A 25,577-nucleotide genomic window follows, 5' to 3' on the forward strand; every position below is an offset into this window, starting at 1 on the left:
GCGCCCGGCTACCAGAGACGGCCGGCGCACGAAAGGGGTTGTCCGCACCGCGGCCGGCTCTTACCGTAACGCCTGTTAAAACGATTCAAGCCGGTGCGGCCACCGCATCGGCCCTGCGACATCAACGCTGATGGACAGGAGGACCGCGGAATGGTCCAGATCGGCAGGAAACGGACGACCGGCTGGCGAGCCACCATCGCCGTGGCCATGTCCAACTACATCGAGGCCGGATCGATCATCGCGATCGCCACGAGCCTGACCCTGTGGCAGGAGCGGTTCGGGTTGGACGACCTCGCGGTCGGCCTGCTGGCGTCGTTGAGCGCCAACGCGTTCGGCGCCGCTGCCGGTGCCGCCATCGGCGGCCCGCTCTGCGACCGCTACGGCCGCAAATTCATCTACACCTACGACCTGCTGCTGTACATGCTCGGCGTGCTGCTGGCGGTGTTCGCCGTGTCCTACGGCATGCTGCTCACCGCGTTCGTGCTCACCGGCATCGCGGTCGGCGCCGGGGTCACCGCCTCGTGGACCTACATCGCCGAGGAAGCACCACCGCACCAGCGCGCCGCGCACGTGGGCACCGCCCAGCTCGCCTGGTCCATCGGGCCGATGATCGGCTATCTGCTGGCGGTCGTCGTCGCACCGCTCGGGCTGCTCGGCAGCCGGCTGATCTTCGCCCACCTGTTCCTGGTCGCCGCGGTCACCTGGTGGGTGCGGCGCGGCCTACCCGAATCGCGGATCTGGACCAGCAGGCGGGATTCCGGCCAGGACCGGGTCTCGTTCCTCAGCAGCCTGCGCGGCCTGTTCAGCACCAAGGCGAACCTGACGGCGCTGGCGTTCCTGTTCGGCGTCTACGCGCTGTGGAACACGGTGGCCGGGCAAACCGGCATCTTCCAACCGCGGGTGTACGACGCCGCGGGCATCACCTCGGTGACCGAGCAGTACCTGCTGCAGGTCCTGGTCTGGGGCTGCACCAGCGCGGCGACCTACCTGGGCTTCATGCTGCTCGCCGACCGGGTCAGCCGCCGGTGGCTGTACTGTTCCGGAGCCGCCCTGGGCATCGCGGCGTGGGCCGTGCTCATCTACGCGCCGCCGAGCACGGCCACCATGCTGGTGTTCGCCATCGGCTGGGGCGTGTCCGCGGGCGTCGGGGCGCAGGCGTTCTACGGGCTGTGGACCAGCGAACTGTTCGCGACCCGCTACCGGGCCAGCGCGCAGGGCGTGCTGTTCCTGTCCGCCCGGGTGCTCGTCGGACTGCTCAGCATCTGGTTCCCGGTGCTGCTCACCCAGATCGGACTGCGCGGACTCGGCGTGCTCATCCTCGGCCTGCTCGGCGCCGCGCTGCTCATCGGCACCATCTGGACCCCGCACACCCGCGGCAAGAGCCTGCAGCAGATCGAGCAGGAGCGCTACGGGACCACGACCGGGCAGCACGAGGCGGTCGCGCCGTGACCCGGGTGTGCTTCCGGCTGCAGGTCGATCCGGACCGGCTCGACGAATACCGCCGCCGCCACACCGCCGTATGGCCGGAGATGCTGCGCGAACTGGAAGCGTGCGGGCGGCGCAACTACTCGTTGTTCCTCGGTGCCGACGGGCTGCTCATCGGCTACTACGAGACCGACTCCGCGCAGGACTCCGCCGAGTACCTCGCCGCCTCCCGAGTCGCGGCGCGCTGGGAGGCGCACATGGCCGACTTGTTCATCGACGTCGACGACCGGGCCGACCGAGCCGCCACCGCTCTCGACGAGGTCTTCCACCTCGACGACCAGCTCGCCGACATCCGCGGCACGGGCGGGATCGCCGCACCCGACGAAGCAGCACCCCGAAACGGAGGAGGAGCATGACCGCGCCGCGCCTCGACGGCATCACCGACACCCTCGCCCGGCAGGCGATCGAATTGCCCAGCTGGGCGTTCGGCAACTCCGGAACCCGGTTCAAGGTCTTCGGCACACCCGGAACCGCGCGCACACCGCAAGAGAAGATCGCCGATGCGGCCACGGTGCACGAACTGACCGGATTGGCGCCGACGGTGGCCCTGCACATCCCCTGGGACGAGGTCGCGGACTTCGCGGCGCTGCGCGCGCACGCCGAAGGTCTCGGCGTGCAGCTGGGCACGGTCAACTCCAACACGTTCCAGGACGAGATCTACAAGTTCGGCAGCCTCGCGCACTCCGATCCGGCGGTGCGGCGCACAGCCATCGACCACCACCTGCGGTGCCTGGAAATCATGGCGGACACGGGGTCGACCGACCTCAAGATCTGGCTGGCCGACGGGACGAACTACCCGGGGCAGGATTCGATGCGCGCCCGGCAGGACCGGATCGCCGACTCGCTGGCCGAGATCTACGACCAGCTCGCGCCGGACCAGCGGCTGGTCCTGGAGTACAAGTTCTTCGAACCCGCCTTCTACCACACCGACGTGCCGGACTGGGGAACGTCGTACGCCCAGGTCTGCGCGCTGGGCGAGCAGGCCGTCACCTGCCTGGACACCGGGCACCACGCCCCGGGCACCAATGTCGAGTTCATCGTGATGCAGCTGCTGCGCCTGGGCAGGCTGGGTTCGTTCGACTTCAATTCCCGCTTCTACGCCGACGACGACCTGATCGTCGGGGCCGCCGACCCTTTCCAGCTGTTCCGCATCCTGCACGAGGTGGCCGTCGGCGGCGGTTTCGACGAGGGCTCGCCGGTCCGGTTCATGCTCGACCAGTGCCACAACATCGAGGACAAGATCCCCGGCCAGCTGCGCTCGGTGCTCAACGTGCAGGAGATGACGGCGCGGGCGCTGCTCGTCGATCGGGAGGCGCTGGGCCGCGCGCAGGCCGAGCACGACGTGCTGGGCGCCAACGAGGTGCTGATGGACGCGTTCCAGACCGATGTGCGCCCGGCGCTGGCCGAATGGCGCGCCGCGCGCGGGTTCCCGGCCGATCCGGTGCGCGCCTACGCCGAGTCCGGGCACCAGCAGCACCTCGCCGCGCAGCGGGCGGACGGGCAGCAAGCCGGCTGGGGCGCCTGACCCGCCCCGGACGAGCAATCCGATCTGAGAGGGGAAACCCGTGGACACCGGGAATTCCGGCGACATCGTCGACGAGCTGATCGCGCGCAGCAACCGGCTCGGCGCCGAACCGAAGAACACCAACTACGCCGGCGGCAACGCCTCGGCGAAGGGAACCGGCACCGACCCGGTCACCGGCGGAGCGGTGGACCTGATGTGGGTCAAGGGATCCGGCGGCGATCTGGGCACCCTGACCGCGCGCGGGCTCGCGGTGCTGCGCCTGGACCGGCTGCGCGCGCTGTCCGACGTGTACCCGGGCGTCGAGCGCGAGGACGAGATGGTGGCCGCGTTCGACCACGTCCTGCACGGCAAGGGCGGTGCGGCCCCGTCCATCGACACCGCCATGCACGGGCTCGTCGAGGCCGAGCACGTCGACCACCTGCACCCGGACAGCGGCATCGCGATCGCGACCGCCGCCGACGGCCCGGAACTCACTCGGGAGATCTTCGGCGACGCGGTGGTGTGGGTGCCGTGGCGGCGTCCGGGCTGGCAGCTCGGCGAGGACATCGCGGCCATCAAGCGCGAGCACCCGGACGCGGTCGGCACGATCCTCGGCGGGCACGGCGTCACTGCCTGGGGCACGACCAGCGAGGAGTGCGAGCGCAATTCGCGGTGGATCATCGACACCGCCGCCGCGCACATCGACGCGCACGGCGAGCCGGAACCGTTCGGCGCGGTCCTGCCCGGCTACGAGGCGCTGCCGGACGACGAGCGGCGCGCCAAGGCCGCCGCGCTCGCCCCGGTGCTGCGCGGGTTGGCCAGCACGGACAAGCGCCAGGTCGGGCACTTCACCGACGCCCCGGAGGTGCTGGAGTTCCTCGCCCGCGCCGAGCACCCGCGGCTCGCCGAGCTCGGCACCAGCTGCCCGGACCACTTCCTGCGCACCAAGGTCAAGCCGCTCGTGCTGGACCTGCCGGCGACCGCGACGGTCGAGGAGTGCTCGCGGCGGCTGGCGGAGCTGCACGAGCAGTACCGCGCGGACTACGCCGCCTACTACCGGCGGCACGCCGACGCGGATTCCCCCGCGATGCGCGGTGCGGACCCGGCGATCGTGCTCGTCCCGGGAGTGGGCATGTTCAGCTACGGCTCGGACAAGCAGACCGCCCGTGTGGCCGGCGAGTTCTACCGCAACGCGATCAACGTGATGCGCGGCGCCGAAGCGCTGTCCACGTACGCGCCCATCGACGAGCGGGAGAAGTTCCGCATCGAGTACTGGGCGCTGGAGGAGGCCAAGCTGCAGCGCCGGCCCGCACCGGCACCGCTGGCCACTCGGATCGCGCTGGTCACCGGTGCGGCCTCGGGCATCGGCCGGGCCACCGCGCAACGACTGGCGCGCGAAGGAGCCTGCGTCGTGCTCGCCGACCGGGACGGCGACGCGGCCCGGGACGCCGCGGCCGAGATCGGCTCCAGCGACACCGCGATCGGCGTGCGCTGCGACGTGACCGACGAAGACGCGGTGTCGGCCGCGATGTCCGCCGCGGTGCTCGCGTTCGGCGGACTCGACCTGATCGTCAACAACGCCGGGCTGTCGCTGTCCAAACCGCTGCTGGAGACCACATCCGCAGACTGGGACCTGCAGCACGACGTGATGGCCAAGGGTTCGTTCCTGATCAGCCGTGCCGCCGCGCAGGTGCTCATCGCCCAGGAACTCGGCGGCGACATCGTCTACATCGTGTCCAAGAACGGGGTGTTCGCCGGGCCGAACAACATCGCCTACTCGGCCACCAAGGCCGATCAGGCGCACCAGGTCCGGCTGCTGGCCGCCGAGCTCGGTGAGCACGCGATCCGGGTGAACGGGGTCAACCCGGACGGCGTGGTGCGCGGCAGCGGGATCTTCGCCGGCGGATGGGGCGCGCAGCGCGCGAAGGTCTACGGCGTCCCGGAGGAGGAGCTCGGCGCCTTCTACGCGCAGCGCACCCTGCTCAAGCGCGAGGTGCTGCCGGAACACGTGGCCAACGCGGTCTTCGCGCTCACCGGCGGCGAACTCGACCACACCACCGGCCTGCACGTCCCCGTCGACGCGGGGGTCGCGGCGGCGTTCCTGCGCTGAACGGGAGGCGATCATGGGCACGACGGTGGCCGCGGTCGATCTCGGCGCGACCAGCGGGCGGGTGATGCTCGGGCACGTCGACCGCGACGAGGTGCGGTTGCGCACCGCAGCGCGGTTCCCGAACGAACCGGTGCGCACCCGGGACGGCCTGCACTGGAACGTGCTGGAGCTCTACCGGCAGCTGTGCGCGGGGCTGCGGCAGGCGGTTCGCGAACCGGATCTGGCCTCGGTCGGCATCGACTCGTGGGCCGTGGACTACGGGTTGCTGCGCGGCGGGCGACTGCTCGGCATCCCGCACCACTACCGGGACGAGCGCACCGCCGATGCGGTCGCCGCGGTGCACGAGGTGGTGGATCCCGTCGAGCTGTACCGGCACAACGGTCTGCAGCACCTGCCGTTCAACACGGTGTTCCAGCTGGCCGCGGACCGGCGGGCCGGGATGCTGGAGCTGGCCGATCGGGTGCTGCTGCTGCCGGACCTGCTGGCCTACTGGCTCACCGGGCGGCAGGTCGCCGAACGCACCAACGCCTCGACGACGGGGCTGCTGGACGTGCGCACCGGCGACTGGTCCGCGGAGCTGCTCGACAGGTTGGAGCTGGACCGGAGCCTGTTCGCCGACCTGGTGGATCCGGGTGAGCACATCGGTGACGTCTCCCCGGACATCTCCGCCGACCTCGGGCGGGACCGGCCGCTGCCGGTGACGGCGGTCGGCTCGCACGACACCGCCTCGGCGGTGGCGGCCGTGCCCGCCGCGGAGGATTCGTTCGCCTACATCTCCTGCGGAACCTGGTCGCTGGTCGGCGTCGAGGTGGACAGACCGGTGCTGTCCGAACGCGGACGGGCCGCGAACTTCACCAACGAACTCGGCGTCGACGGGCGGATCCGCTACCTGCGCAACGTGATGGGCCTGTGGCTGCTGACCGAATCGCTGGCGCACTGGCAGCGCGCCGATCCGTCGGTCGAGCTGGAACCCCTGCTGGCCGAAGCGGCGCAGGTCCCGCCGGACCGGGTCGGCGTCTTCGACACCGACGACGGCCGGTTCCTGCCACCCGGGGACATGCCGACCCGGATCGAGCAGTGGCTGCACGAGCACGACCAGCCGATCCCGCGCACCCGCGGGGAGTTCGTGCGTTGCATCCTGGAAAGCCTGGCCCGCGCCTACGCGGGGGCGATCGAGCAGGTCGAGCAGCTCACCGGCGAACCGGTGTCCGTGCTGCACGTGGTGGGCGGTGGTTCGCAGAACACGCTGCTGTGCGAGCTCACGGCGCAGCGCACCGGCCGGCCGGTGGTCGCCGGCCCGACCGAGGCGACCGCGCTGGGCAACGTGCTGGTCCAGGCGCGGGCCGCCGGGGCGGTGCGCGGGAGTCCGGAGTCGCTGCGCGCTCTGGTGCGGAACTGCACCGACCTGCAGCACTACCACCCCACGAGTACGGGCCGGGCGTGAGCGCCTGCGGCCCGCCCTGGTGCCGCCCCTACCGGTGGTCGGCGGCCATGGCGTCCTTCGTCGCACCGTTGATCGGTGGGCTCGGCTCGCACGGCGGCTCCGCCGCGTGCTCGGGATCGAGCGCGTTGACGACGAACTGCTCGGCGCGGCGATCGAACGAGATGCCGAGGTGGTCGGTCGCGTTCACTTCGCAGCCGTCTTGCAGCAGGATGTTGTTGACGTTCGGGCCGTCCAGGAACGCCGAGGTGTGCGGGGTGACAATCTCGTCGTAGCGCGTCTGGATCACCGTGTAGTCCACGCCGGGGACCGTCTCACCGCCCGCGTTGAGCTCCGCGAGGAATTCCGAGTCGTGCATCTGATCGCGCACCGAATCGCCGAGACCGGACTGCAGGAGTTGCGGGACGCCGGGCAACAACGCCAGCCCGTCGACGTCCGTGCCGTGGTTCGACGGCGACAACCCGACCAGCTTGTCCACCTTCTCGGCGCCCCCGAGGAACTTCAGGTACTGGCGCGGCATCATGCCGCCTTGCGAATGCCCGACGAGGTCGACCTCGTCGGCTCCGGTCGCGGCGAGCACCGAGTCGACGAACCCGCTGAGCTGTTCGGCTGAAGCTGCGATCGGCGCCGTCCCGCCGGTCGGATACGCGCCCGGCAGGCCGACGCCGAGACCGGTGCCTTGCCCGTAGTTGAACGCGAACACGCAGTAGCCCTCGTTCGCCAGCCGGGGTGCGAGCGAGTAACCGTTGTAGGTCATGTTCTCGACGGTTCCGTGCACCAACACCACCGGCTCCGGGTGCTCCGGCGCCGGGACGCACGACCAGTCGTTGGCGCCGCCCGGTGCGGCACCCGGCCGCGCGGTCGCGTTCAGCAGCGAGGCCAGACCGGAGTTCAGCACCTGATGGCGCTCCTGCTCGCTCGCCACCGCGGGCGCTACCGACGTCGCGGCGGTCACCGCGGCTACCGCCGCCACCGCGCCGCACCACCGGTGAGATTTTCGGTCAGCCATCGAAACCGTCCTCCGCCGCCGGCGGCGACACGGGCTGTTCACCGCGCTCGTCCCTCGACACCCTGATCAACCGCGCCGGGCCGGAACGGGATCGGGAAAGTGCCGCAGATCACATTCCGTACCCCTGCGATGCCTGCAGCGAACGGGACCCGGGAGAGGCGACCGCGGTGGGCAACGCGCTGGTCCCGCGCGGCCGACGCGGTGCGCGGCAGCCCGGAGTCGTTGCGCGCGCTGGTGCGCCGCTGCACCGACCTGCAGCACTACCACCCGGCGAGCCGAGAGAGTTGACCCGCGAACGCGGGACAGGGCCGGACCTGGACCGAACCACCCCTCCGTCGGGTGCTGTACGCGGGGCTGCGCAGGCTGGCAGGATCATGATCATGCCTGGTAACAGCGGCGGTTCGGGCGTCGTTCGCCCGTCGCGGGCGAGTTGGGTTCCGCCGGCGGTGGACATGAGCCTGCCGTCGGCCGCTCGGGTGTACGACGCCTACCTCGGCGGTGCGCACAACTTCGAGGTCGATCGGCGGTTCGCCGCCCGCGCCGAAGAACTGTTGCCGCACGTCAAGGACGTGGCCCGGCGGAACCGGACATTCCTCCGGCAAGCTGTGCGCTACGCGGCGGAAACCGCCGGTATCACGCAATTCCTGGACATCGGCTGCGGTCTGCCGGTCACCGGCGCGGTGCACGAGGTCGCCCGCGAATTCCAGCCGGACGCCCGGGTGCTCTACGCGGACAACGAACCGGTGGCGGTCACCCAGGGCGAGATGATGCTGCGCGACGAAGACCGCGCCACGATCATCCACGGCGACCTGCGTTTCCCGGAATCGGTGCTGCACGCGGCGGCAACCCGGGAACTGCTGGACTTCGACCGGCCGGTGTGCGTGCTCATGGTCGCGCTGGTGCACTTCGTGCCCGATGCGGAGAACCCGGTCGCGCTGCTCGCCCGCTATCGGGACGCCCTCGCACCGGGCAGCCTGCTCGCGCTGAGCCACGCGACGGTCGACGGCGTGCCGGAACCGGTGCGCGGCCAGACGATGGACTTCATCAACTCCTACGCGCACACGCAGAACCCGGGCTTCGTCGCCCGTACCCGCGCGGAATTCCTGGCGCTGTTGGACGGATTCGACCTGGTCGACCCGGGCGTGACCTACACCCCGCAATGGCGCCCAGACCGCCCGGTCACCACCGAAGACCACCCGGAACGCGCCGTGTGCTTCGCCGCAGTCGGCCGCGTCCCGGACTGACTCATGTGTCGGCCGGAATGAACAGCCCCATGCCGAAGTAGCGTTGCGCGCCGAGCAGCACCGGGCCGTGCACCGGCTCCGGGAAGCGGAGTCGCACGTGGCAGAACGGGCGCGGCGGCTGCTCCCGGCGCGGGAAGTCGTTCCGCCGCAACCGGATCCCGCCGCGGAGAAAGGAATCGCTCGCGGTGCCAACCTCATCCGGTTCGGGAAACCCGCTGCGCACGCACGCGCGGCGGATCTCCGCGCCCTCGTTCCCCTTGCCGGGGAAGCGGTCCAGCACGAGCGGCGCCGTCGTCGCCCAGGTTCGAGCGGGCCCGACCAGCGCCCGCGCCGTAGAACCCACCTCCGATTCGGCGCGCAGCCGGAGACTCGCACCGGAGAACTGCAGCTCGAACGCCGGCGAGGACGTGAGAGCCCGGTGGATCACCCGCCCCAGATCCGTGCGGTCCGCCGGGCACAGCACCGCGACACCGGTGATGTCCCCGCGGGCGTGCGCGTGCCCGACGTCCGGCAGCGGCAGGTACGCGACGTGCGGGCGGTCCTGCGCCCCGTGCCCGGACACCTCGGGCGGCAGCGGATCCGGTACCCGCTGCATCACCGCGTGCCGCAAGCTGCTGGCGACCACACCGAACCGGTCGGCGTCCACCCGGATCCCGCCCGGGAAGCGGAAACTCACGAGCCGCTCGGTCAACCCGGCCACGCCCTCGGCTACCGGCTGCACCGGCGCCCCTCCCCTCCCGACACGACGAAACCCGACGCAGCGCACCACCCGCGGTGACGCCGCATGATCGACCGGCAACGTACCGCACCGACGATCACGCGGAGGAACATGCGCACCGCTCCGACCGGCGGCAAGCACCACACCCGCCGCACGGGCCCCACTGGCCCGGCCACGCGAGCGGTTCGGCTCCCCCACTCCCAGGCGGAACCACTCGAACACCATCACCACAGGTCAAAGCCCTATCGGAGTCGACCAAGATCAGGTAAGCTCCCCGCAGCGATCTCCACGAGCAACCGCTCGCAACGATCTTTGAAACCCCAGGTCACACACCCCGAAAACCGAGAACGGTCTCACCGGCTCCCCGAGCCGGTCCCCATTGCGGCTGGCTCACCTGAGTGTGGAGCTTGAGTTCAGGCGTGACGGGCATGGTCTCACCGGCTCCCCGAGCCGGTCCCCATTGCGGCCGGCGCGCTCAGCGCCCGCCCCATCGACACCACCCCGCGTTCCTCCGAGGTCAGCGCGGGTGCATGACGCGATGCGCCCGGCCCCGGAGTGAACCGCGATGCCGGCGGCTAGCCTTCCCCTGCGTGACCGACAGACCGCAGGGGGTGCGCGATCGTGGAAAGGGACTGCCTTCGCGCGCGGTGCGAATCCCGGGTCGAGCGCCTGCTGCGGGCGATCGGTGGTCTGCCCACCCCGTGGGACATCAACGAGTTCTGCGACCGGCTGGAGCGCTACCGCGGCCGCGACATCGATCTGGTGCCGGTGCGCTGGACCGTCGGCGACAGCACCGGATTCTGGCAGCGCCGCGGTGATCGCGATGTCATCGGCTACACCGAGAACACCAGCGGTGTGCACCAGGACCACATCATCCTGCACGAGATCGGGCACCTGATCTCCGAGCACCGTGGCCGCTGCGTCTTGTCCGCGGAGGAAGCGCGGCAGCGCGCTCCGCACCTGGCGCCCGCGGCGTTCGCCCACCTGCTCGGCCGGGTCTCGGCCGAGGCAGAAGAGGACGAGGCCGAGATCATCGCGACCATGGTCCTGGCGCGCATCGCCCGGCAGAGCCGCCGTGGTCGGACGCGGCGTGGGCGCACGCTCGACCCGCGCACATCGGCGGCGCTCAACCGGGTGGCCGCGGCCTTCGACGACCGGTAGATCCCGCCGCGGGATACTTCCGACCATGGGCAGCGTTGTGATGTGGTTCGCCGGTGCGCTCGCCGTGTCGTCCGCCGGACTGCGCCTCTACCGCGCGCGGCGATACCCGACCGCTGGAGTGGTCTACCTCTGCGCGGCTGTGGCCGCCGTGGGGTGTTCGGCTGTGTTGGCGGCACCGCTGACGGTGGAGCTGTTGATGCCGGTGGAGCCGTTCGACAACTTCACCCGGTGGCTCGCCAACGGGCTGGCGATGGTCGCCGCGTGGTCGGTGCACGCGCTGCTGCTGCACCTGGTGTACGCGCCGGAGCACGCCCGGCCTTCGGTACGCCGCCAGGTCGTGGTCCTCGCCGGAGCGCTGGCGGCGATGTCGGGGCTGCTGCTCGGTGCGGGAATCCCCTCGGCCCCGGATTTCGTGGCGGCGGCCGGCCACCGGTGGCAGATCACGGTCTACGTCACCGTGTTCTGCGGATACGTCGCCTACAGCCTGGCGAACTTCATCCGGTTGATGGCCTACTACGCGCGGCTGTCGACGCGGCCCTGGCTGCGCCGCGGACTCGGCGTGGTCCGCGCCGGTGCCGCCGTCGGGATCGGTTGGGCCGTGCTCAAGGTCCTGGCCGCGATGACCGTGCTCGCCGGGGGTTCCGGAGGCTGGGAGACCCTGGCTTCGGCCATCCTCTCCGCGACCTGCGTGTCCCTGGTCGGCATCGGCGTCACCATGCCGGCGTGGGGACCGGTGATCGCCGCCCCCGTCCGGTGGGTGCGGCACTACCGCACCCACCGGGCACTTCGTCCACTGTGGTCGGTGTTGCACACCGCCTTCCCCGAGATCGCCCGCACCCACCCCGGCCAGTCCACCGCGATCGCCTGGCGATTGGCCCGTCGCGTCGTCGAGATCGAGGACGGACTCCTGCTGCTCGCCCCGTACCGCACACCGCAGGAGCGCACCTCACCGCGAACGGGAGATCCGGAAGCCGTCTGGGAGGCCGTCGAAATCCGGGACGCGCTGCACGACGTCGCCCGGGGACGGACCCCGCCGGTCGCCGAGCCGCCCGTGCCGGCACCGCAGCGCGAAGCGGGCGACCTGGACGCCGAGGCCGCTTGGTTGCGGCGCGTGGCGCGTGCGTACTGTCGCGTACCGGCCATCGCCCACCGCACCGAGGAGCAGGAGTTCCGTGACCAGCGCTGAATCCGAGCACGACCAGGGCCGGGCCGAACCGCTGCGCACCCGCGGCACAGCCGTCGCCCGGCTGCTCACCGAGGTCCTCGCGCCGTGGGTGATCGTGCTGCTGCTGCCGCTGGCCGTGGCCTGGCAAGCCACCCACGCGCTGCTGCCGACCCTGCTCTGGGGATTGCTCGTCGCGGTCACCAGCAGCATCTTGCCGATGGGCATCATCGTGTGGGGCGCCCGGACCGGACGGTGGGACGGGCACCACGTCCGCAACCGCGAGGGACGGCTGATCCCCTTCGTCGCGTTGCTCGTCTTCAGCCTCGGCGGGCTCGCCGCGCTGATCCTCGCTCGCGCACCGTGGCTGGTGATCGCCTTGGACATCAGCATGATCAGCACGCTCATCGTCACCGGCGCGATCACGAGCCGCTGGAAGATCTCGATGCACACCGCTGTCGCCGGCGGCGCCGTCGTCATTCTCGCCGCGACCTACTCCCCCGTCTTCTGGCTGCTGGCCGTGCTGGTCGCCGCGATCGGCTGGTCCCGGGTCAAGATCCACGACCACACGACTGCGCAAACCATCGGCGGCGCGATCGTCGGCGCGATCAGCGGTGGCGGCCTGTACGCACCCCTGTCCGGCGTGCTGTGATCCCGGCCCGCCGCCTTCGGTGGAGCTGATCTGCACCTGGCGTGGCTCGGCGCTGCAGCGACCTCCCACCACGTAGGTGCGCACTTCCCATCCGATCCATCGGCCCCTCATGCCCGCAGTGCCGCTTCCACTGCTGACGCACGTCGCCGCTGCGAGCGTTCCGGCAACCATCCGCCAGTCACCCGACGCGGAACGATCTCCACCGGCAACCGCTCGCAACGATCTTTGAAACCCCACGTCACCCACCCCGAAAACCGAGAACGGTCTCACCGGCTCCCCAAGCCGGTCCTCATTGCGGCTCGTCGCGGGCATAGTGCAGGGGCTCTATTGCGGCTCGGCGTGCTCGGGGTTGTCGGCCATGGATGCCGCCCCAGTCCCTCCGGTTCGACCGAGCGGTCCTCAGCGCGGCGCTAGCTCACCCGCGATCGGATCGACGTCTGCTTCGTTGTCTCACCGACAACCTCAACCGACTCACCGGCCCGTCAGACGAACGGAAACATCAGTGCGTTTCGACGCCGGGACGTGCGAGCGGTTCGGCTCCCCCACTCGCAGGCGGAACCGCTCGAACACCATCGCCGCAGGTCAAAGCTCTACCGGAGTCGACCAAGATCAGGTAGGCTCCCTGCAGCGATCTCCATCGAGGACCGCTCGCAACGATCTTTGAAACGCCAGGTCAGACGCCCCGAAAACCGAGAACGGTCTCACCGGCTCCCCGCGCCGGTCCTCATTGCGGCGCGGTGATCCGCCGGTGCCCGGTCGGCGGCGGGATCTGTCTCACCGGCTCCCCGAGCCGGTCCTCCTTGCGGCTTGTGCTCATGGCGTCTCCGTCTCGGGGCTGCTGTGGTCTCACCGGCTCCCCGAGCCGGTCCTCATTGCGGCGAGGTGATCCGCCGGTGCCCGGTCGGCTTCGGGATCTGTCTCACCGGCTCCCCGAGCCGGTCCTCATTGCGGCTTGTGCTCATGGCGTCTCCTTCTCGGGGCTGCTGTGGTCTCACCGGCTCCCCGAGCCGGTCCTCATTGCGGCATCGAGGTCAGATGCCTGCGTGGTCAGCCGGTCAGGTCTCACCGGCTCCCCGAGCCGGTCCTCATTGCGGCTTGTGCTCCTGGCGTCTCCTTCTCGGGGCTGCTGTGGTCTCAGCGGCGCCCCGAGCCGGTCCTCAGTGGGGCTTCGAGGTCAGATGCCTGCGTGGTCAGCCGGTCAGGTCTCACCGGCTCCCCGAGCCGGTCCTCATTGCGGCTAATCCACCCACCACTGCATGTCAGCACCGGTGTCGTGCCTCATCGGCCCCGAGCCCATCCCCATCCCCGCTCGCTTGCCTTCGCGGCCAAGGCATGCCTGCCGACGTCGTGATGATCACCACACGTACGACGTCTGGCCCGCTCACCAGCGGTGAGCGCTCTCGCCCAATTGATCTTCTTCGTCGGAACCGGCCTCACCGTCCGCGGTCGTGCGTTAACGTCCAGTGGTCGCGCACCGATCGGTGCGGTCGGTCGTCGGGAGAGCCTGCTGGGAGGCGGTGCGTGAGCGGAACAGGCGAAGTCGAGTTCGTGAACCCGTATACCTTCGTTCCCTTCCCGGAATCTCCGCCGCAGCGCTGCGCACCGCACGGGCATCTCGGTCATCCCGACCTGCTGTCCGGGACGCTGCAGGTGCGCGTCACCGCGCAGACTCCGCTGCTGGTGCGCGATATTTCCCGGCAGGCTGGCGATGCCGAGCCCCGCTTGCCGCGGCGTCCGGACGGGACGGTGTTGATTCCCGGGTCTTCCTGGAAGGGTGCACTGCGTTCGCTGCACGAGACGCTGACCGGGAGTTGCCTGCGCATCTTCGATCCGGATTTCCTGCCGACCTACCGCGATGCGGCGAGTTCGTCCCCGCCCGGCGAGCTGCGCATGGCCGTGGTGCACGAGCACGCGGGCGCGGACCAGCCACCGGTGCTGCAGCTGTGCGAATCCGGCACACCCGCGACGCACCGGCTCAGCCAGAAGCAGTTGGAATCCCTGAACCAGGGGCAGGTTCCGCTCACCTCGGGCGCTCGGCTGGACATCACGTTCGACGAGGACGGCAAGCCGGACACGGCCGAGCACAACGCTGAAGGAGCCTGGATGGTGCTGCTCAGCGAGAGCCGGGCCCGCCAACCCTCCGCGGAGTACCGCGCGCACGTCCGCAAACTCACCTCGGAGACCATGCAGGTCAGCGCGGCGGGCTGGGAACGGTACTTGGCGGAGGCTGACGATGCCGATGAACTGCGCGAGCAGAGCATCGCCCAGGGCGCGGACGAGCACTACCTCCCGGTCGAACATCCGCACCGCGCCAACAAACCGGATGGAGAGCGCGTCACCCTCGGACGCCGCTACCGGGTCACGAAGCACCTGCGGCGCGGGCAACCGATGTGGGTGCGCATCGCCGGTGGCCGGATCATCTCGGTGCAGCACGGGATGTTATGGCGGCACCGCGGCGGCGACACCCCGAGCGGCGGTCGGATACCGGCGAAATTCGGTCCCTGCCGGAATGACAGGGAGCTGTGCCCGAGTTGCCGGATGTTCGGCTCCGCGGACACCGAGGCCACACCGCGGGGCACACCGGCCGCGGACCGAACCACCGAGCAGCAGAAGGCCGAACAGCGGTCCTACGCGGGACACATCCGGTTCGGCGATGCCCTCGCGGACGGCGAGGTCCCCGAGCTCGCGTTCGAACTCGCACCACTCGGATCCCCGAACCCGGGAGCCGGCCAGTTCTACCTGGTCAACCAACCCGACGCCGTCGGCAACGTCGGCGATCCGCCCCTGCGCGAATGGGGATCGAGTGCTGATCGCGGCGAAAAGCCCCGCAAGCTGCGTGGGCGCAAGAAGTACTGGCACACCGAGCTCGGCGAGGAGCGCCTCCCCGCCCGCGGGCAGGCGCGCGAGCACCAGAAAGAATCGCAGCTGGCGCGCAGGGCCGTCGCGATCCCTCGCGGTACCGAGCTGACCATGACGATTTCGTTCACCGATCTCGACGAGGTGCAGCTGGGCAGTCTGCTGGCGACGCTGCAGCCCGGCGAGCTGCTGAACGAGCAGGTGTGGCAGCACATCGGCGGTGGTCGGCCACTCGGTTTCGGGTCGTGCACGCTCGCGGTCGACACCGCCGCCAGCGCCGTGTGGCGGTCCGGCGCCCGATACGGCGGCGGTACCGACGTATCGCTGGACATCGCGCACTTCACCGGCGTGTTCCAGGAGTGGGTGCAGCGCGAGCTGCCCGCCGTGCACGAGACCTGGCCGGCGCTGACCAGCGCGCTCGATCCGAAAGCCGTGGACCCGGACGCGGTCTGGTATCCGCCCGGCGCGTCCCGGGCGACGCGCGGCACGAAGGAGTACGACGACGGTTTCGAGTTCTGGAAGCAGACCAGCGGCGAGCAGGCGAAGACAAAGAAGCGCGGCCCGCGAACCGGTCATCCGTTGATCCCGCTGCCCGAGGCGACTTCCGAGGACCAAACCCTGCGCTACACCCCGAAAGCCAACCCCAGGACAGTGTCGCGGTCGCAGCCACCGGGCGTTCCCCACCGGCCGAACGGCTCGAACAAGCCGAATGGAGGGCACGGTCGATGACCGACTTCCTGGACATCGCCGTGGTGCGGATCCAGCGCTGGCTCAGCCGTGCCCCGCACCTGCGCGGACGCCGCGGCGCCTCGACCTTGATCCGCAAGGCCACCGCTGCGGGAGAAGTGGCGCCGTTGCTGGTCGGGTGGGAAGAGGTGGCCGAGCGCTGCACCGAAGCCGGTCAGATCGACGGCGTGATCCCGCTGCGGCTGAACACCGACGACGAGGAGCGCATCGCGCAGCTGGAAAAGCAGCTCGTGGCCCATCTGCGGGCCCTGATGCCGGCGGCCTCGTTCGAATCGAAGCGGCGCAGCGGGACGAGCTGGCTCGACGCGCAGCTGCGGACACCGGTGCGCACCGAATGGCCCGCGCCCACCGCGGAATGGCCACTGGGCAAGCGGTGCGACTGGTGCGCCGAGTGGTCGGCGAACGAGCAGGTTCCGGTCGGTTCCGACGGCAAAAAGGCGCTGTGCATCGACTGCCGGCAGCGCACCGCGCACGCCGGTTACGCCACCAGCGGGCACGCCGATCTGCAACCCGGCACCGAGCGGGACCTGTTGGACCGCTGGACCGAGCGCTTCCCCGACCGTCCGATGCGGGTTCCGGACGACTTTCCCGAGCTCGCCCGGCTCGGCGAAACCGACGATGCCACCCACCTCGCGACGATCCACGCCGACGGAAACGCCATCGGCCAGTTCCGGTACGAGACACACCGGGCGCTGCGCAAGGACGCTCGGCTGGACTTCGACCTGCCCGGCGCGATCCAGCACGCCACCTGGTCCGCGCTGCTCGACGGACTGCAGGCGGCCACCGACCCCGACGCGGACATCCTGCCGGTGATCGCGCACCTGGTGGGCGGGGACGACGTGCTGCTGAGCCTGCCCGCGCACCGGGCCTGGACATTCGTGGTGGAGCTGCAACGCGGTTTCAGCAACTACCTCACCGAATCCCTGACCGCGGCGGGGCTGACGAAGGTCCCGGCACCCAGCATCTCGGCGGCGATCGCGTTCCACCACTACACGCATCCGCTGTCCGCCAATGCCGACCTCGCCGACGAGCTCCTGTCCGCGGCCAAGAAGGAACACTTCGGGAGCGCGCCCGCGCTGGCCTGGCACGACCGCACGCACGAAGGACCACAACCGTCCGGCAGGCCCAGCATTCGGCTGGACCAGGTCGGAGCGCACTGGGCCGAGCTCAACGCGCTGGCCGGGCTGCCGCAGTCCACGAGGAAGAACCTAGCCGCGATCGCGCGAACCGAGGACGGGCAACGCCTAGCCGACCAGATCAAGCGGCTCGGTCTCACGGAGGTCGTGCATCGGCAGGTCACCGACCTGCTGAACCGGGAGAACCCGTTGAACCTGGCGAACGAACTGGGCATGGTCCGCTGGTGGAGGGGGGATGCGCGGTGAGGTCCGCGCTGCATTTCCAGATCACGTTCCACACGCCGTTCCGGGTGTCCACCGGGCACGCGAAACCCGGACTCGACGCGGGAGTGGACACCGAGAACCCGCTGCCGAACACGAGCCTGAAAGGTCTGCTCCGCGCGACCGCCACGCAACTGCTCGGTGACGCGCAGATCGTGAACGAGGTCTTCGGCGCGCCCGGTGTCGAATGCCCGTGGCGGTGGACCAACGCGGAGCCGGACGACGGCAGTTGGCATGCGCCGCAGCCGGCCGCCCGGGTGAGCATCGATCCGGGCACGCACACGGCGACACCGGACATGCTCGGGATCAGCGAGCAGATCGGCGCCCGCAGCGCCACGTTCCGCATCACCCAGCGCCTCGGGATACCCGCCGAAAAACTGCCGCACCATCGAACCGTCCTGGCCGTGGCGGGGCAGGCGACCCGCTCGCTCGGAGCCGAACGCCGCCGCGGGCTGGGCTGGGTGAGCATCAGGTGCACCGACGTCACCCTCGATCAGCAGTCCGTCCGGGACTTCCTCGCGCTGGGAGTGACCCGATGACCGAGTACGCGCGGCTCGTCGTCACGCTCGACGAGCCGGTAGCCGCAGGCCGCAACCTGCGCAGCGATTTCCGCCGGGACATCCACGACCACGTGCCCGGTTCGGTGCTGCGCGGTGCGCTCGCCGCCGCCTGGATCCAGTGGCTGGGGGTGGACATCACCCGGACCCGCGAGTTCGGCGAGATCTTCGACGGGCAAGGAAGTTTCGGCCCACTGCACAGCGTGGCGAGCTACCCGGTCCCGCTGTCCGTGTTCGTGCACAAGTACGGGCACACCGACAAGTGCCGGAAGCTGTGGTGGGATGCGGCGCTGGACGAAACCGCGGCCGGGGACATGTGCGAGAAGTGCAAATATCCGCTGGTGGCCAGCAAGGGGCAGCCGGCCGGCCCCGTCGCGATGCATTCCCGGACGATGAGCGCGCTGCGCACCGACGGCGTGGCGAAGGACGGCAACCTGTTCAGCGAAACCGCGCTCACCGGGGGAATGCGGCTGTCCGGCTGGTTGCACGGCGACGCCCTCCGCGCCCTGGAGTCGGCCGACGTTCCGCTGGACACGCTGTACCTGGGGTCGCGGCGCAGCCTGCGCGGCAGCGCCACGGTCGAGGTCGACCGCACCGCCGTTCCCGACCCGGTGGAGGCGGTGGGCAACGACGTGATCCTCCGGCTGGCCGCGCCCGGGATCTTCGTCGACGAGTTCGGGATGCCGCGCGCGACACCGGATCTCGACGAGCTGTCCGAGGTGTTGGGCGTGCAGGTCATCGATGTGCGGCCCTGGATCCGATGGACAGAGGCGGGCGGCTGGCACGCAGCCAGCGGGCTGCCGAAGCCGACGGAACGCGCCGTGGCCCCGGGCTCCACGTTCCGCGTGCAGTGCGCCGAGCCGCCCGCGGAGGCCGCGCGGCGCTCGCTGACCGCTCGCGGGGTCGGGCTGCGGCGCCGGGAAGGCTTCGGCGCGCTCCACGTGCCCTCCGTCCCGCTGCCGCCCGCAGCGCTGGTCGGGAAGGTCGCCGGGGTCAACGGCGACGCGGACCTTCTCGACAAGCTGCACGCCCGAACTTGGAGCTTGCGGCTCGGGCAACCGGACAACACGCCGTTCGAGGACGACCTCCGCTCCGATCGGCTCACCGACTATGTCAAGGATGCCCTGCGCACCATGCTGGAAATCCCGGACGCCGCGACCTACGAAAACCTGCTCACCACGTTGGAGAACTTGTGCAAACCGCGCTGATCACGCTCCGGCTGCACATGGAGACCGCGGGCGGTGTCGCGGCCGCGGAAACCGGGAACGGTCCCAACCAGACGTTGCCGATCCGCCGGGACACCACCGGGCGGCCGCACCTGCCCGGCACCAGCGTGGCGGGCAATCTCCGCGCCTATTGCGCTACCGATCCCGCACTCGCCGCCGACGAGCAGCGCGGTCGGCTGTTCGGCAGCAACCCCGGCGATCAGGGGCGCACCGCCTCCCCGATCCAGGTTCTCGGCACGATCTGGCGCGGCGCGGGCGAGGTGCAGCGGCGCACCCGCACCGCCATCAACCGCGAGCGCGGCGCCGCCGACACCTACACCCTGCACACCATCGAGCAGCTGCCCGCGGGAACACAGTTCGACGTGCACCTGCGATGGGACGATCCCGACGATCGGTTGTCCACCGTGCTCGATCGGCTCCGCCGGTGGCGGCCGCAGCTCGGGCGCGGTGTGAGCAGCGGCGCCGGTCAGTGCCGCGTCGCCGGATTCGGCTACCAGGTGTACGACCTCGGCACCACCGAAGGGCTGCACGCGTGGCTGCAGCTGGCCTCCCCCGCTGACTACCCGGCACCGGAACCCGTCGCGGACGACGACCGGCCGGAAGCGCTGCTCGATGTCGACCTGGCCATCGTCGACGCCCTGCACGTCGGAACGGGAACACTGGCCGAGGACGCGCTGGGCACGTACGGCGCGATGGTCCGCGACGATGCCGGGACGCCGATCGTGCCGGGTTCGAGTCTGAAGGGCGTGCTGCGGTCCCGCTCCGCCTACATCTGCCGGGTCCTCGGTGTCGAGCTGTGCGCGGACGAGCGGTGCGGGGAGTGCGTGCCGTGCCGCCTTTTCGGCTACACGGGCAAGAACCGCACCGCGCAACGCAGCAAGATCGCGGTGCACGACGCCGCTGTCACCGATGCGGTGGTCGAACAGCGCCAGCACGTGGCGATCGACCGGGTGACCGGCGGCGCGGCGACCGCGCTGCTCTACGCGGACGAAGTCATCACCGCGGGCCGCTTCACACTGCGCATCGACGCGCTGGAACCGAATATCGCCGAGCACGAACGCCTGTTGCTGAAGGCCGCGCTGGCGGATCTGGACGCCGGCCTCATCGGCATCGGCGCCCGGACCACGGCCGGGCAGGGCACGGTCCGCATCGTCGCCGAGCGGTCGCAGCCCGCCGAACCGATTTCCCGCCTGGCCACCCACCTCACCCGGGAAGCAGCATGACCGACTGGATCTTGTTTGGCAGCGGCCGACGCGCACACGACGACTGGGCCGACCTGCACGCCCTCACCAGCGACTGGACCGCGGCGTGGGCGGACAACACGGGCTTCCACTGGGAAGCCATGCCCGTCGGCGCGCCCAACGCGACCCACCTCTGGGCCTGGACCACCGGCCGCTGGCTGCGCGCCCGGCTCGACGTCCCGCACTGGTGGGCGGCCCTCCTCAGCACCGACCCGCTCGACACGGGTCCGGGGTGGACGCCGACCTCCGTTGCACCGCCGCGAGTGGACACGGTGCTGCACTGGCAGAAGGGCGACTCGCGGGTGGCAGCACAGAAAGCCACCCCGGAGGAGTCCCTCCAGCTGCAGATCGAGTGTCCGTCCGCCGCACCGTTCCTCGGTGCGATCGCATCGCTGCCGCAGGCGCTGCAGCACCTGCGCGACCTGCGCACGTCCGCGGTCACACCTCGCCGTTGACGACGGCCGCACCGGGCTCGGATTCGCGGTGGGCGGCGTGCATCCGACTCGGGACACCGGTCGGCTGGGATGCGCGCACGCGCGCCGGGACGTACTCCGCGTTCCGATGAACCGTGTCGCAATGCATCAGGTATGTGCCCCGGAAGAACGGCACCGCTCGCTGCGCCAGGTGCCACCCCGCGCTCAGCGCCACCGCCTTGGGCATCATCGCCACCACCACGAGTTCCCGATCGCCGCTGTCTGTTTTGATCGCGGCGAGAGCCTCGGCGATATCCCGACCCATGAGGCTCATGTCCGCGGCGGAGTAGTCCGGTGCGGGGGCATCGAGGCCGGGGAGCACGCCGTTGTAGGTCACCTGGTGCACTGTGCTGACCCCGAACTGCTCGAACTTGTCGACGGAGAATTTGCCCGCGGCCTTGGTGAGCGCCACCCAGATGCCGACCCGATCCCCGGTCGGGTTGGCCAGCGGCTTCTCCGCACGCTGGATCGCGCCCGTGCCCTCTCCCGATTCAAGTGGGAACGATGTCTCCGTCGGGACACTTTCGCTCCCACGCCTCCGTTTGCGGCGCAGTCGTCGGGTGATCCGATTCCCCGCGGGAGTTTCTCCGTTTGCAGCAGGTCGTTTCGGCTGTGGCAACAGCTCAACCAGCACGATTCCCTTGTCGTGCGGGAGTGCCGCTCCGACGGACAACCCCATGAACCAGAAGAGGTTCGATGCGAGCGCGTACCCGGTGTCCTCGCGATCACTGTTGATCGCGTCCTCCAGATCCCTGCCCACCGCTTCGCTGGTTTCCACCAGGTCGAGCACGCTGTCGTCAGCGGTGGTCCGCATATCGACCCACCGGGTCAGCGACCGCGTTCCCATCCGCGTGCGCGTTGCCGCTCGGACCGCGTCGTGATGCGTGTTCCTCATACCTTCGTCCAGAACCTGCACGTAGAACAGGGTTCCCCTCGTCTCCCGCAGCCTCGACCGCACGATCAGGAACACGAGCAGGGCCAAGAACGCGCCGCCGAACACCAGCCACCGCGACAGGACGAACTGGCGCGCATCGCCTTCCGCGGGCAACACGTCCTCGACCAAGAGCGACAGGCATGCGGTGATCACCGCCGCGCAGACGACGATGGCGAAATCGGCCGCGATCACCGGCCGCTGCCGGAGAACCCGCACATAGCCGCCTACCGACCGCCACACCGACCGCAGGAACCGCACCGTTCTCCTCCACGACGTTCGTCCGAGCTGCCCCACGATTCGATCACGCCCACCGGACGCGTGGAACCTCCACCCGACGACGATCCGGATCCGACAGATCCCGCTCGCGTGCGTCCCACGGCACGACCCCGACCCGCTCGTGCTGCTCCCCCGCTGGTTGAACACTCCGCCAAACATCGCGGCGCGTCACCGACCAACAGGTCCTGAGCTCCGGCGAAGACGACTCGCAAGGCGGACGTCCCGCTCCCCGGGCAACCATGCGAGCGGCGCACACCCCGCAGGCACGAACCGCTCGAACACCATCACCCCTGGTCAAGATAGGTGCAGCAGGGCAATAGGATCAACAACCAGCTACGGAACGACCTCCAAGACCCAACCGCTCGCAACGATCTTTGAAACCCCAGATCAACAACCCCAAGAACCGCCATCTCACCGGCTCCCCGAGCCGGTCACCAATGCGGCGACACGGACCCGCGCTTCTTGTTCCGCTGCGGATCAGCATCCGAAGACCGGCCCTGCTCAAACCCACCGGATCACTGTCCGGTCGGGCGAAGGGAAACCCGGACCGCTCCAGCAGCGACGCGCGAGCGGTTCGGCTCCCCCACTCCCAGGCGGAACCGCTCGAACACCATCACCGCAGGTCAAAGCTCTACCGAAGCCAAACAAGATCAGGTAGGCTGCCCGCAGCGATCTCCACGAGCAACCGCTCGCAACGATCTTTGAAACCCCAGGTCACACACCCCGAAAACCGAGAACGGTCTCACCGGCTCCCCGAGCCGGTCCCCATTGCGGCATCGCCCAGCTCGCTCCGTACACCGTGCCCGTGGCCTTGGTCTCACCGGCTCCCCGAGCCGGTCCCCATTGCGGCGTCGGCTCGGCGACGAGCATCTCGCGGCATTCCATGTCTCACCGGCTCCCCGAGCCGGTCCCCATTGCGGCTCACGTAGACGTGCAGGCGGCGCTGCTGCGGCCACCGCGGTCTCACCGGCTCCCCGAGCCGGTCCCCATTGCGGCCCCGGCCGACCGGTTCTTCGTGTCGCGCACGCCGACCGCGTCTCACCGGCTCCCCGAGCCGGTCCCCATTGCGGCACCCGGCACGGGCTGGCACACACCGATCCCAGCCCCCGTCTCACCGGCTCCCCGAGCCGGTCCCCATTGCGGCAGCATGGCCTCCGGGTATTTGCCCCAACCGTCGGTTCCGGTCTCACCGGCTCCCCGAGCCGGTCCCCATTGCGGTACGTAGACGACCCGGAACGGCACGTGCATCGAATCCTGTCCCGGCAGCGCTCCGGGGCGGCCGTCTTCTCGGCCGGCGTTCGGATCGGAGCGTTCGCCCGAGATCATCGACGAGCCAGCAGCAGTCCGATGCCACGCGCTCTTTGCCATGGGCCGATCACGCGCACCGGTTTACCAACGTGGCCCTATCGAGCGAACCCACATGCCACGCCGGGAGGCGCACCATAGGGGGCAAGACCCACTACTCCATGGGGAGGTCAGCCCATGGATCCACAAGCACCATTAGGCGCCCGCGCGCTCAGCGATCTGACGTATTGTCCCCGGCTGTTCCACCTCGAATATGCCGACGGACATGCGGCGGATAACGACGAGATCCGGCTGGGTCGGCACGTCCACGCAGTCGTCGACCTGCCCGGCACGCGGAAACGACCCAGTCATCGCCTCACCAACGTCGATTGGCCGGCCCGGTCCGCACAGCTGCATTCCACCGAGCTCTGCATGACGGCCGTATGCGATGTGGTCGAAGTAAGCTCTGGGACTGCGCATCCCGTGGAATTCCGCCGTGGCAAACCGAACTCGCGCTCCTGGGAATTCATCTGGATACCCAGCCGACCAGCGGTCGATCGAGGCGACCGGGCTGGCGGGTGTCGTCGTCACCTACCACTCCCTCCCGTCATCCGCGGGCGTGCACGCTGTGCAACAGAACCAGCGCGCAACCCTCGTCGTGCTCGACGAGGTGCACCACGTCGCGGCCGAAGCCAGTTGGGGCACCGCGGTGCGCCGCATGATCGGCGATGTCGTGTCCGGTGAGATCCACGCACGTGCGGTGCTGAACATGACCGGAACCCTGTTCCGATCAAATCCCAAGCTGTCGGCCATCGATCACACTGAGCCGTTGAAGTTGCTGTTCGTGGCACCGACGCTCATCGCAGCTCGGCGGGCCGCGCGGGCGCTCGACAGGATCACGGGCACCCAGTACGCCTACCTGGTGACGTCCGAGGAGCCATACGCGCTCAGCAATCTTCGCATCGCGGCCGAAGAACCGCGGTCCTGCGCGATCGTGACGGTGCGCATGGTGACGGAGGGTTTCGACTGTCCACACGTGGCCACGATCGCCTACGCGACGAACATCGTGGCCCCGTTGTTCGTCTCGCAGATGATGGCCCGTGCCATGCGACGCACTGAGACGGAACGCTCGTCCGGCAAGGTGCTTCCGGCGAAGATCCTCATCCCCGACCACCCGGTGCTGCGCGCAGCGTTCGTGTCGGCCATCCAGGACGCGATCCCGCTCGCCGACGACGAACCGTCCGATGAGGAGCAGCGCGCGGAAGGACCGCAGGAACCGCGTATGCCGCGCTACGAGTTGTTGGGGTCGGACGATCCGCACCTGGAATCCGTCGACGTGCTCGACCAGCCCGACAGCGAGGTCGGCCCCACCGAACTGGCGGATGCCATCTCGCTGTGCGAGACGATCCACGTGCCCACCGTCTACGCGCCACGGGTGGCCCTCGGGTTGCGTCATCGCCCACCGCCGACGGACGCCGGTTGACCGCCGCGCCACTCCGCGAGCGGCCCGATGGCGATCCACCGCGCCCGGACCGCTCGCACCCGCCATCCACGTTCAGCCACCGCACGTTCGCGTGGTGAGATCAACGAAGGTGTGCGCACCGAGCGATCCCCACGAGCGCGTTCGACGATCCGGGAACCGAGTCCCGGCAACCGCGTTTCGGCTGCGTTCTCCCACCGGTTCCCGGCGCAGGTTCCGCCGGCTCAGCGGTCCAGCTTCTCGTGCCGCTGCGGGCCGGCAGAAGGTCAGCCTGCCCAACACCTCAACCGATTCACCGGACTGTCGAGCGAGACGCACGGCCCGTCCGCCCGGCAGCGCGAGCGGTTCGGCTCCCCCACTCCCAGGCGGAACCGCTCGAACACCATCACCGCAGGTCAAAGCTCTACCGAAGCCGAACAAGATCAGGTAGGCTGCCCGCAGCGATCTCCATCGAGGACCGCTCGAAACGATCTTTGAAACGCCAGGTCAGACGCCCCAAAAACCGAGAACGGTCTCACCGGCTCCCAGAGCCGGTCCCCATTGCGGCCTCCAGCGCAACGAACCCGTTGTCCCGGAGCTGGCCCGTCTCACCGGCTCCCAGAGCCGGTCCCCATTGCGGC

At 69.9% G+C, this 25,577-nt stretch carries 20 protein-coding genes and 1 CRISPR repeat array; of the genes, 16 read left to right on the plus strand and 4 right to left on the minus strand.

All coding sequences use genetic code 11. The features are described 5' to 3' along the window. Window positions 1-150: 150 nt before the first annotated feature. The 5 genes from IQ251_RS12585 to IQ251_RS12605 are packed head-to-tail and all read left to right on the plus strand — an operon-like array spanning window position 151 to window position 6,543. Window positions 151-1,449: an MFS transporter gene (locus tag IQ251_RS12585; RefSeq protein ID WP_228046657.1), complete on the plus strand. Its 1,299-nt coding sequence runs from the start codon at window positions 151-153 to the stop codon at window positions 1,447-1,449. Then, the gene (locus IQ251_RS12590) at window positions 1,446-1,841 is read left to right on the plus strand and encodes an L-rhamnose mutarotase (RefSeq protein ID WP_193928718.1); all 396 of its coding nucleotides are present in this window, start codon (window positions 1,446-1,448) and stop codon (window positions 1,839-1,841) included. Before IQ251_RS12585 ends, IQ251_RS12590 begins: the two co-directional genes overlap by 4 nt. Next, window positions 1,838-3,010, plus strand: a complete 1,173-nt coding sequence (gene rhaI / locus IQ251_RS12595) for an L-rhamnose isomerase (RefSeq protein ID WP_193928719.1) — start codon at window positions 1,838-1,840, stop codon at window positions 3,008-3,010. The genes IQ251_RS12590 and rhaI overlap by 4 nt, the downstream gene beginning before the upstream one ends. A gap of 40 nt (window positions 3,011-3,050) precedes the next feature. After that, a complete protein-coding gene (locus IQ251_RS12600) occupies window positions 3,051-5,099 on the plus strand; it encodes a bifunctional aldolase/short-chain dehydrogenase (protein ID WP_370591367.1) in 2,049 nt (682 codons plus the stop codon). Window positions 5,100-5,112: 13 nt separating this feature from the next. Then, complete coding sequence (locus IQ251_RS12605) at window positions 5,113-6,543, plus strand: rhamnulokinase (protein ID WP_193928720.1); 1,431 nt, start codon at window positions 5,113-5,115, stop codon at window positions 6,541-6,543. A gap of 28 nt (window positions 6,544-6,571) precedes the next feature. Here the strand turns inward: IQ251_RS12605 and IQ251_RS12610 are convergent, their stop codons facing one another. Beyond that, window positions 6,572-7,513, minus strand: coding sequence for an esterase/lipase family protein (locus tag IQ251_RS12610; RefSeq protein WP_370591368.1), 942 nt, complete (start codon window positions 7,511-7,513; stop codon window positions 6,572-6,574). 416 nt (window positions 7,514-7,929) lie between these two features. Here IQ251_RS12610 and IQ251_RS12615 point away from each other — a divergent pair, with 416 nt between their 5' ends. Beyond that, window positions 7,930-8,793: an SAM-dependent methyltransferase gene (locus tag IQ251_RS12615; RefSeq protein WP_193928722.1), complete on the plus strand. Its 864-nt coding sequence runs from the start codon at window positions 7,930-7,932 to the stop codon at window positions 8,791-8,793. A gap of 1 nt (window position 8,794) precedes the next feature. Here IQ251_RS12615 and csb2 read toward each other — a convergent pair whose 3' ends face one another. Continuing rightward, window positions 8,795-9,514 carry a type I-G CRISPR-associated protein Csb2 gene (gene csb2, locus IQ251_RS12620; protein ID WP_193928723.1) on the minus strand — a complete coding sequence of 240 codons (720 nt, stop codon included), beginning with the start codon at window positions 9,512-9,514 and terminating at the stop codon, window positions 8,795-8,797. A 618-nt stretch (window positions 9,515-10,132) separates the two neighbouring features. Between csb2 and IQ251_RS12625 the strand changes: the two genes are divergently transcribed. The 9 genes from IQ251_RS12625 to IQ251_RS12665 all read left to right on the plus strand — a co-directional run bounded on the left by IQ251_RS12625 (window position 10,133) and on the right by IQ251_RS12665 (window position 20,965). After that, window positions 10,133-10,672, plus strand: a complete 540-nt coding sequence (locus IQ251_RS12625; RefSeq protein WP_193928724.1) for a hypothetical protein — start codon at window positions 10,133-10,135, stop codon at window positions 10,670-10,672. Window positions 10,673-10,697: 25 nt separating this feature from the next. Continuing rightward, the gene (locus tag IQ251_RS12630; protein WP_193928725.1) at window positions 10,698-11,858 is read left to right on the plus strand and encodes an MAB_1171c family putative transporter; all 1,161 of its coding nucleotides are present in this window, start codon (window positions 10,698-10,700) and stop codon (window positions 11,856-11,858) included. Beyond that, window positions 11,845-12,486, plus strand: coding sequence for a hypothetical protein (locus tag IQ251_RS12635; protein ID WP_370591369.1), 642 nt, complete (start codon window positions 11,845-11,847; stop codon window positions 12,484-12,486). The genes IQ251_RS12630 and IQ251_RS12635 overlap by 14 nt, the downstream gene beginning before the upstream one ends. A gap of 1,521 nt (window positions 12,487-14,007) precedes the next feature. Continuing rightward, a complete protein-coding gene (locus IQ251_RS12640) occupies window positions 14,008-16,071 on the plus strand; it encodes a TIGR03986 family type III CRISPR-associated RAMP protein (RefSeq protein ID WP_193928726.1) in 2,064 nt (687 codons plus the stop codon). After that, window positions 16,068-17,471, plus strand: coding sequence for a Cas10/Cmr2 second palm domain-containing protein (locus tag IQ251_RS12645; RefSeq protein WP_193928727.1), 1,404 nt, complete (start codon window positions 16,068-16,070; stop codon window positions 17,469-17,471). The genes IQ251_RS12640 and IQ251_RS12645 overlap by 4 nt, the downstream gene beginning before the upstream one ends. Further along, a complete protein-coding gene (locus IQ251_RS12650; protein ID WP_193928728.1) occupies window positions 17,468-18,025 on the plus strand; it encodes an RAMP superfamily CRISPR-associated protein in 558 nt (185 codons plus the stop codon). The genes IQ251_RS12645 and IQ251_RS12650 overlap by 4 nt, the downstream gene beginning before the upstream one ends. Continuing rightward, a complete protein-coding gene (locus IQ251_RS12655; RefSeq protein ID WP_193928729.1) occupies window positions 18,022-19,251 on the plus strand; it encodes a type III-B CRISPR module-associated Cmr3 family protein in 1,230 nt (409 codons plus the stop codon). Before IQ251_RS12650 ends, IQ251_RS12655 begins: the two co-directional genes overlap by 4 nt. Further along, a complete protein-coding gene (locus IQ251_RS12660; protein ID WP_193928730.1) occupies window positions 19,236-20,492 on the plus strand; it encodes an RAMP superfamily CRISPR-associated protein in 1,257 nt (418 codons plus the stop codon). The genes IQ251_RS12655 and IQ251_RS12660 overlap by 16 nt, the downstream gene beginning before the upstream one ends. Continuing rightward, complete coding sequence (locus IQ251_RS12665) at window positions 20,489-20,965, plus strand: hypothetical protein (protein WP_193928731.1); 477 nt, start codon at window positions 20,489-20,491, stop codon at window positions 20,963-20,965. The genes IQ251_RS12660 and IQ251_RS12665 overlap by 4 nt, the downstream gene beginning before the upstream one ends. Here IQ251_RS12665 and IQ251_RS12670 read toward each other — a convergent pair. Continuing rightward, window positions 20,949-22,175, minus strand: a complete 1,227-nt coding sequence (locus IQ251_RS12670; protein ID WP_193928732.1) for a hypothetical protein — start codon at window positions 22,173-22,175, stop codon at window positions 20,949-20,951. The two genes, IQ251_RS12665 and IQ251_RS12670, sit on opposite strands and share 17 nt — an antisense overlap. A gap of 757 nt (window positions 22,176-22,932) precedes the next feature. Further along, window positions 22,933-23,412: direct repeats of the CRISPR family, unit length 36 nt; unit sequence GTCTCACCGGCTCCCCGAGCCGGTCCCCATTGCGGC. Window positions 23,413-23,693: 281 nt separating this feature from the next. Next, complete coding sequence (locus tag IQ251_RS12675) at window positions 23,694-24,068, minus strand: hypothetical protein (RefSeq protein ID WP_193928733.1); 375 nt, start codon at window positions 24,066-24,068, stop codon at window positions 23,694-23,696. Between the two features lie 28 nt (window positions 24,069-24,096). On the opposite strand from IQ251_RS12675, the gene IQ251_RS12680 reads away from it, so the two are divergent. Further along, the gene (locus IQ251_RS12680) at window positions 24,097-24,960 is read left to right on the plus strand and encodes a DEAD/DEAH box helicase (protein WP_193928734.1); all 864 of its coding nucleotides are present in this window, start codon (window positions 24,097-24,099) and stop codon (window positions 24,958-24,960) included. Window positions 24,961-25,577 lie beyond the last annotated feature (617 nt).

Origin of the sequence: Saccharopolyspora montiporae (genome assembly GCF_015209505.1) — a bacterium.
Taxonomy (GTDB): domain Bacteria; phylum Actinomycetota; class Actinomycetes; order Mycobacteriales; family Pseudonocardiaceae; genus Saccharopolyspora; species Saccharopolyspora montiporae.

Coding starts and splice junctions, on each gene's coding strand:
- IQ251_RS12630 (WP_193928725.1), top strand. CDS start 10,698: ATGGGCAGCGTTGTGATGTGGTTCGCCGGTGCGCTCGCCGTGTCGTCC.
- IQ251_RS12605 (WP_193928720.1), top strand. CDS start 5,113: ATGGGCACGACGGTGGCCGCGGTCGATCTCGGCGCGACCAGCGGGCGG.
- IQ251_RS12615 (WP_193928722.1), top strand. CDS start 7,930: ATGCCTGGTAACAGCGGCGGTTCGGGCGTCGTTCGCCCGTCGCGGGCG.
- IQ251_RS12645 (WP_193928727.1), top strand. CDS start 16,068: ATGACCGACTTCCTGGACATCGCCGTGGTGCGGATCCAGCGCTGGCTC.
- rhaI (WP_193928719.1), top strand. CDS start 1,838: ATGACCGCGCCGCGCCTCGACGGCATCACCGACACCCTCGCCCGGCAG.
- IQ251_RS12665 (WP_193928731.1), top strand. CDS start 20,489: ATGACCGACTGGATCTTGTTTGGCAGCGGCCGACGCGCACACGACGAC.
- IQ251_RS12585 (WP_228046657.1), top strand. CDS start 151: ATGGTCCAGATCGGCAGGAAACGGACGACCGGCTGGCGAGCCACCATC.
- IQ251_RS12655 (WP_193928729.1), top strand. CDS start 18,022: ATGACCGAGTACGCGCGGCTCGTCGTCACGCTCGACGAGCCGGTAGCC.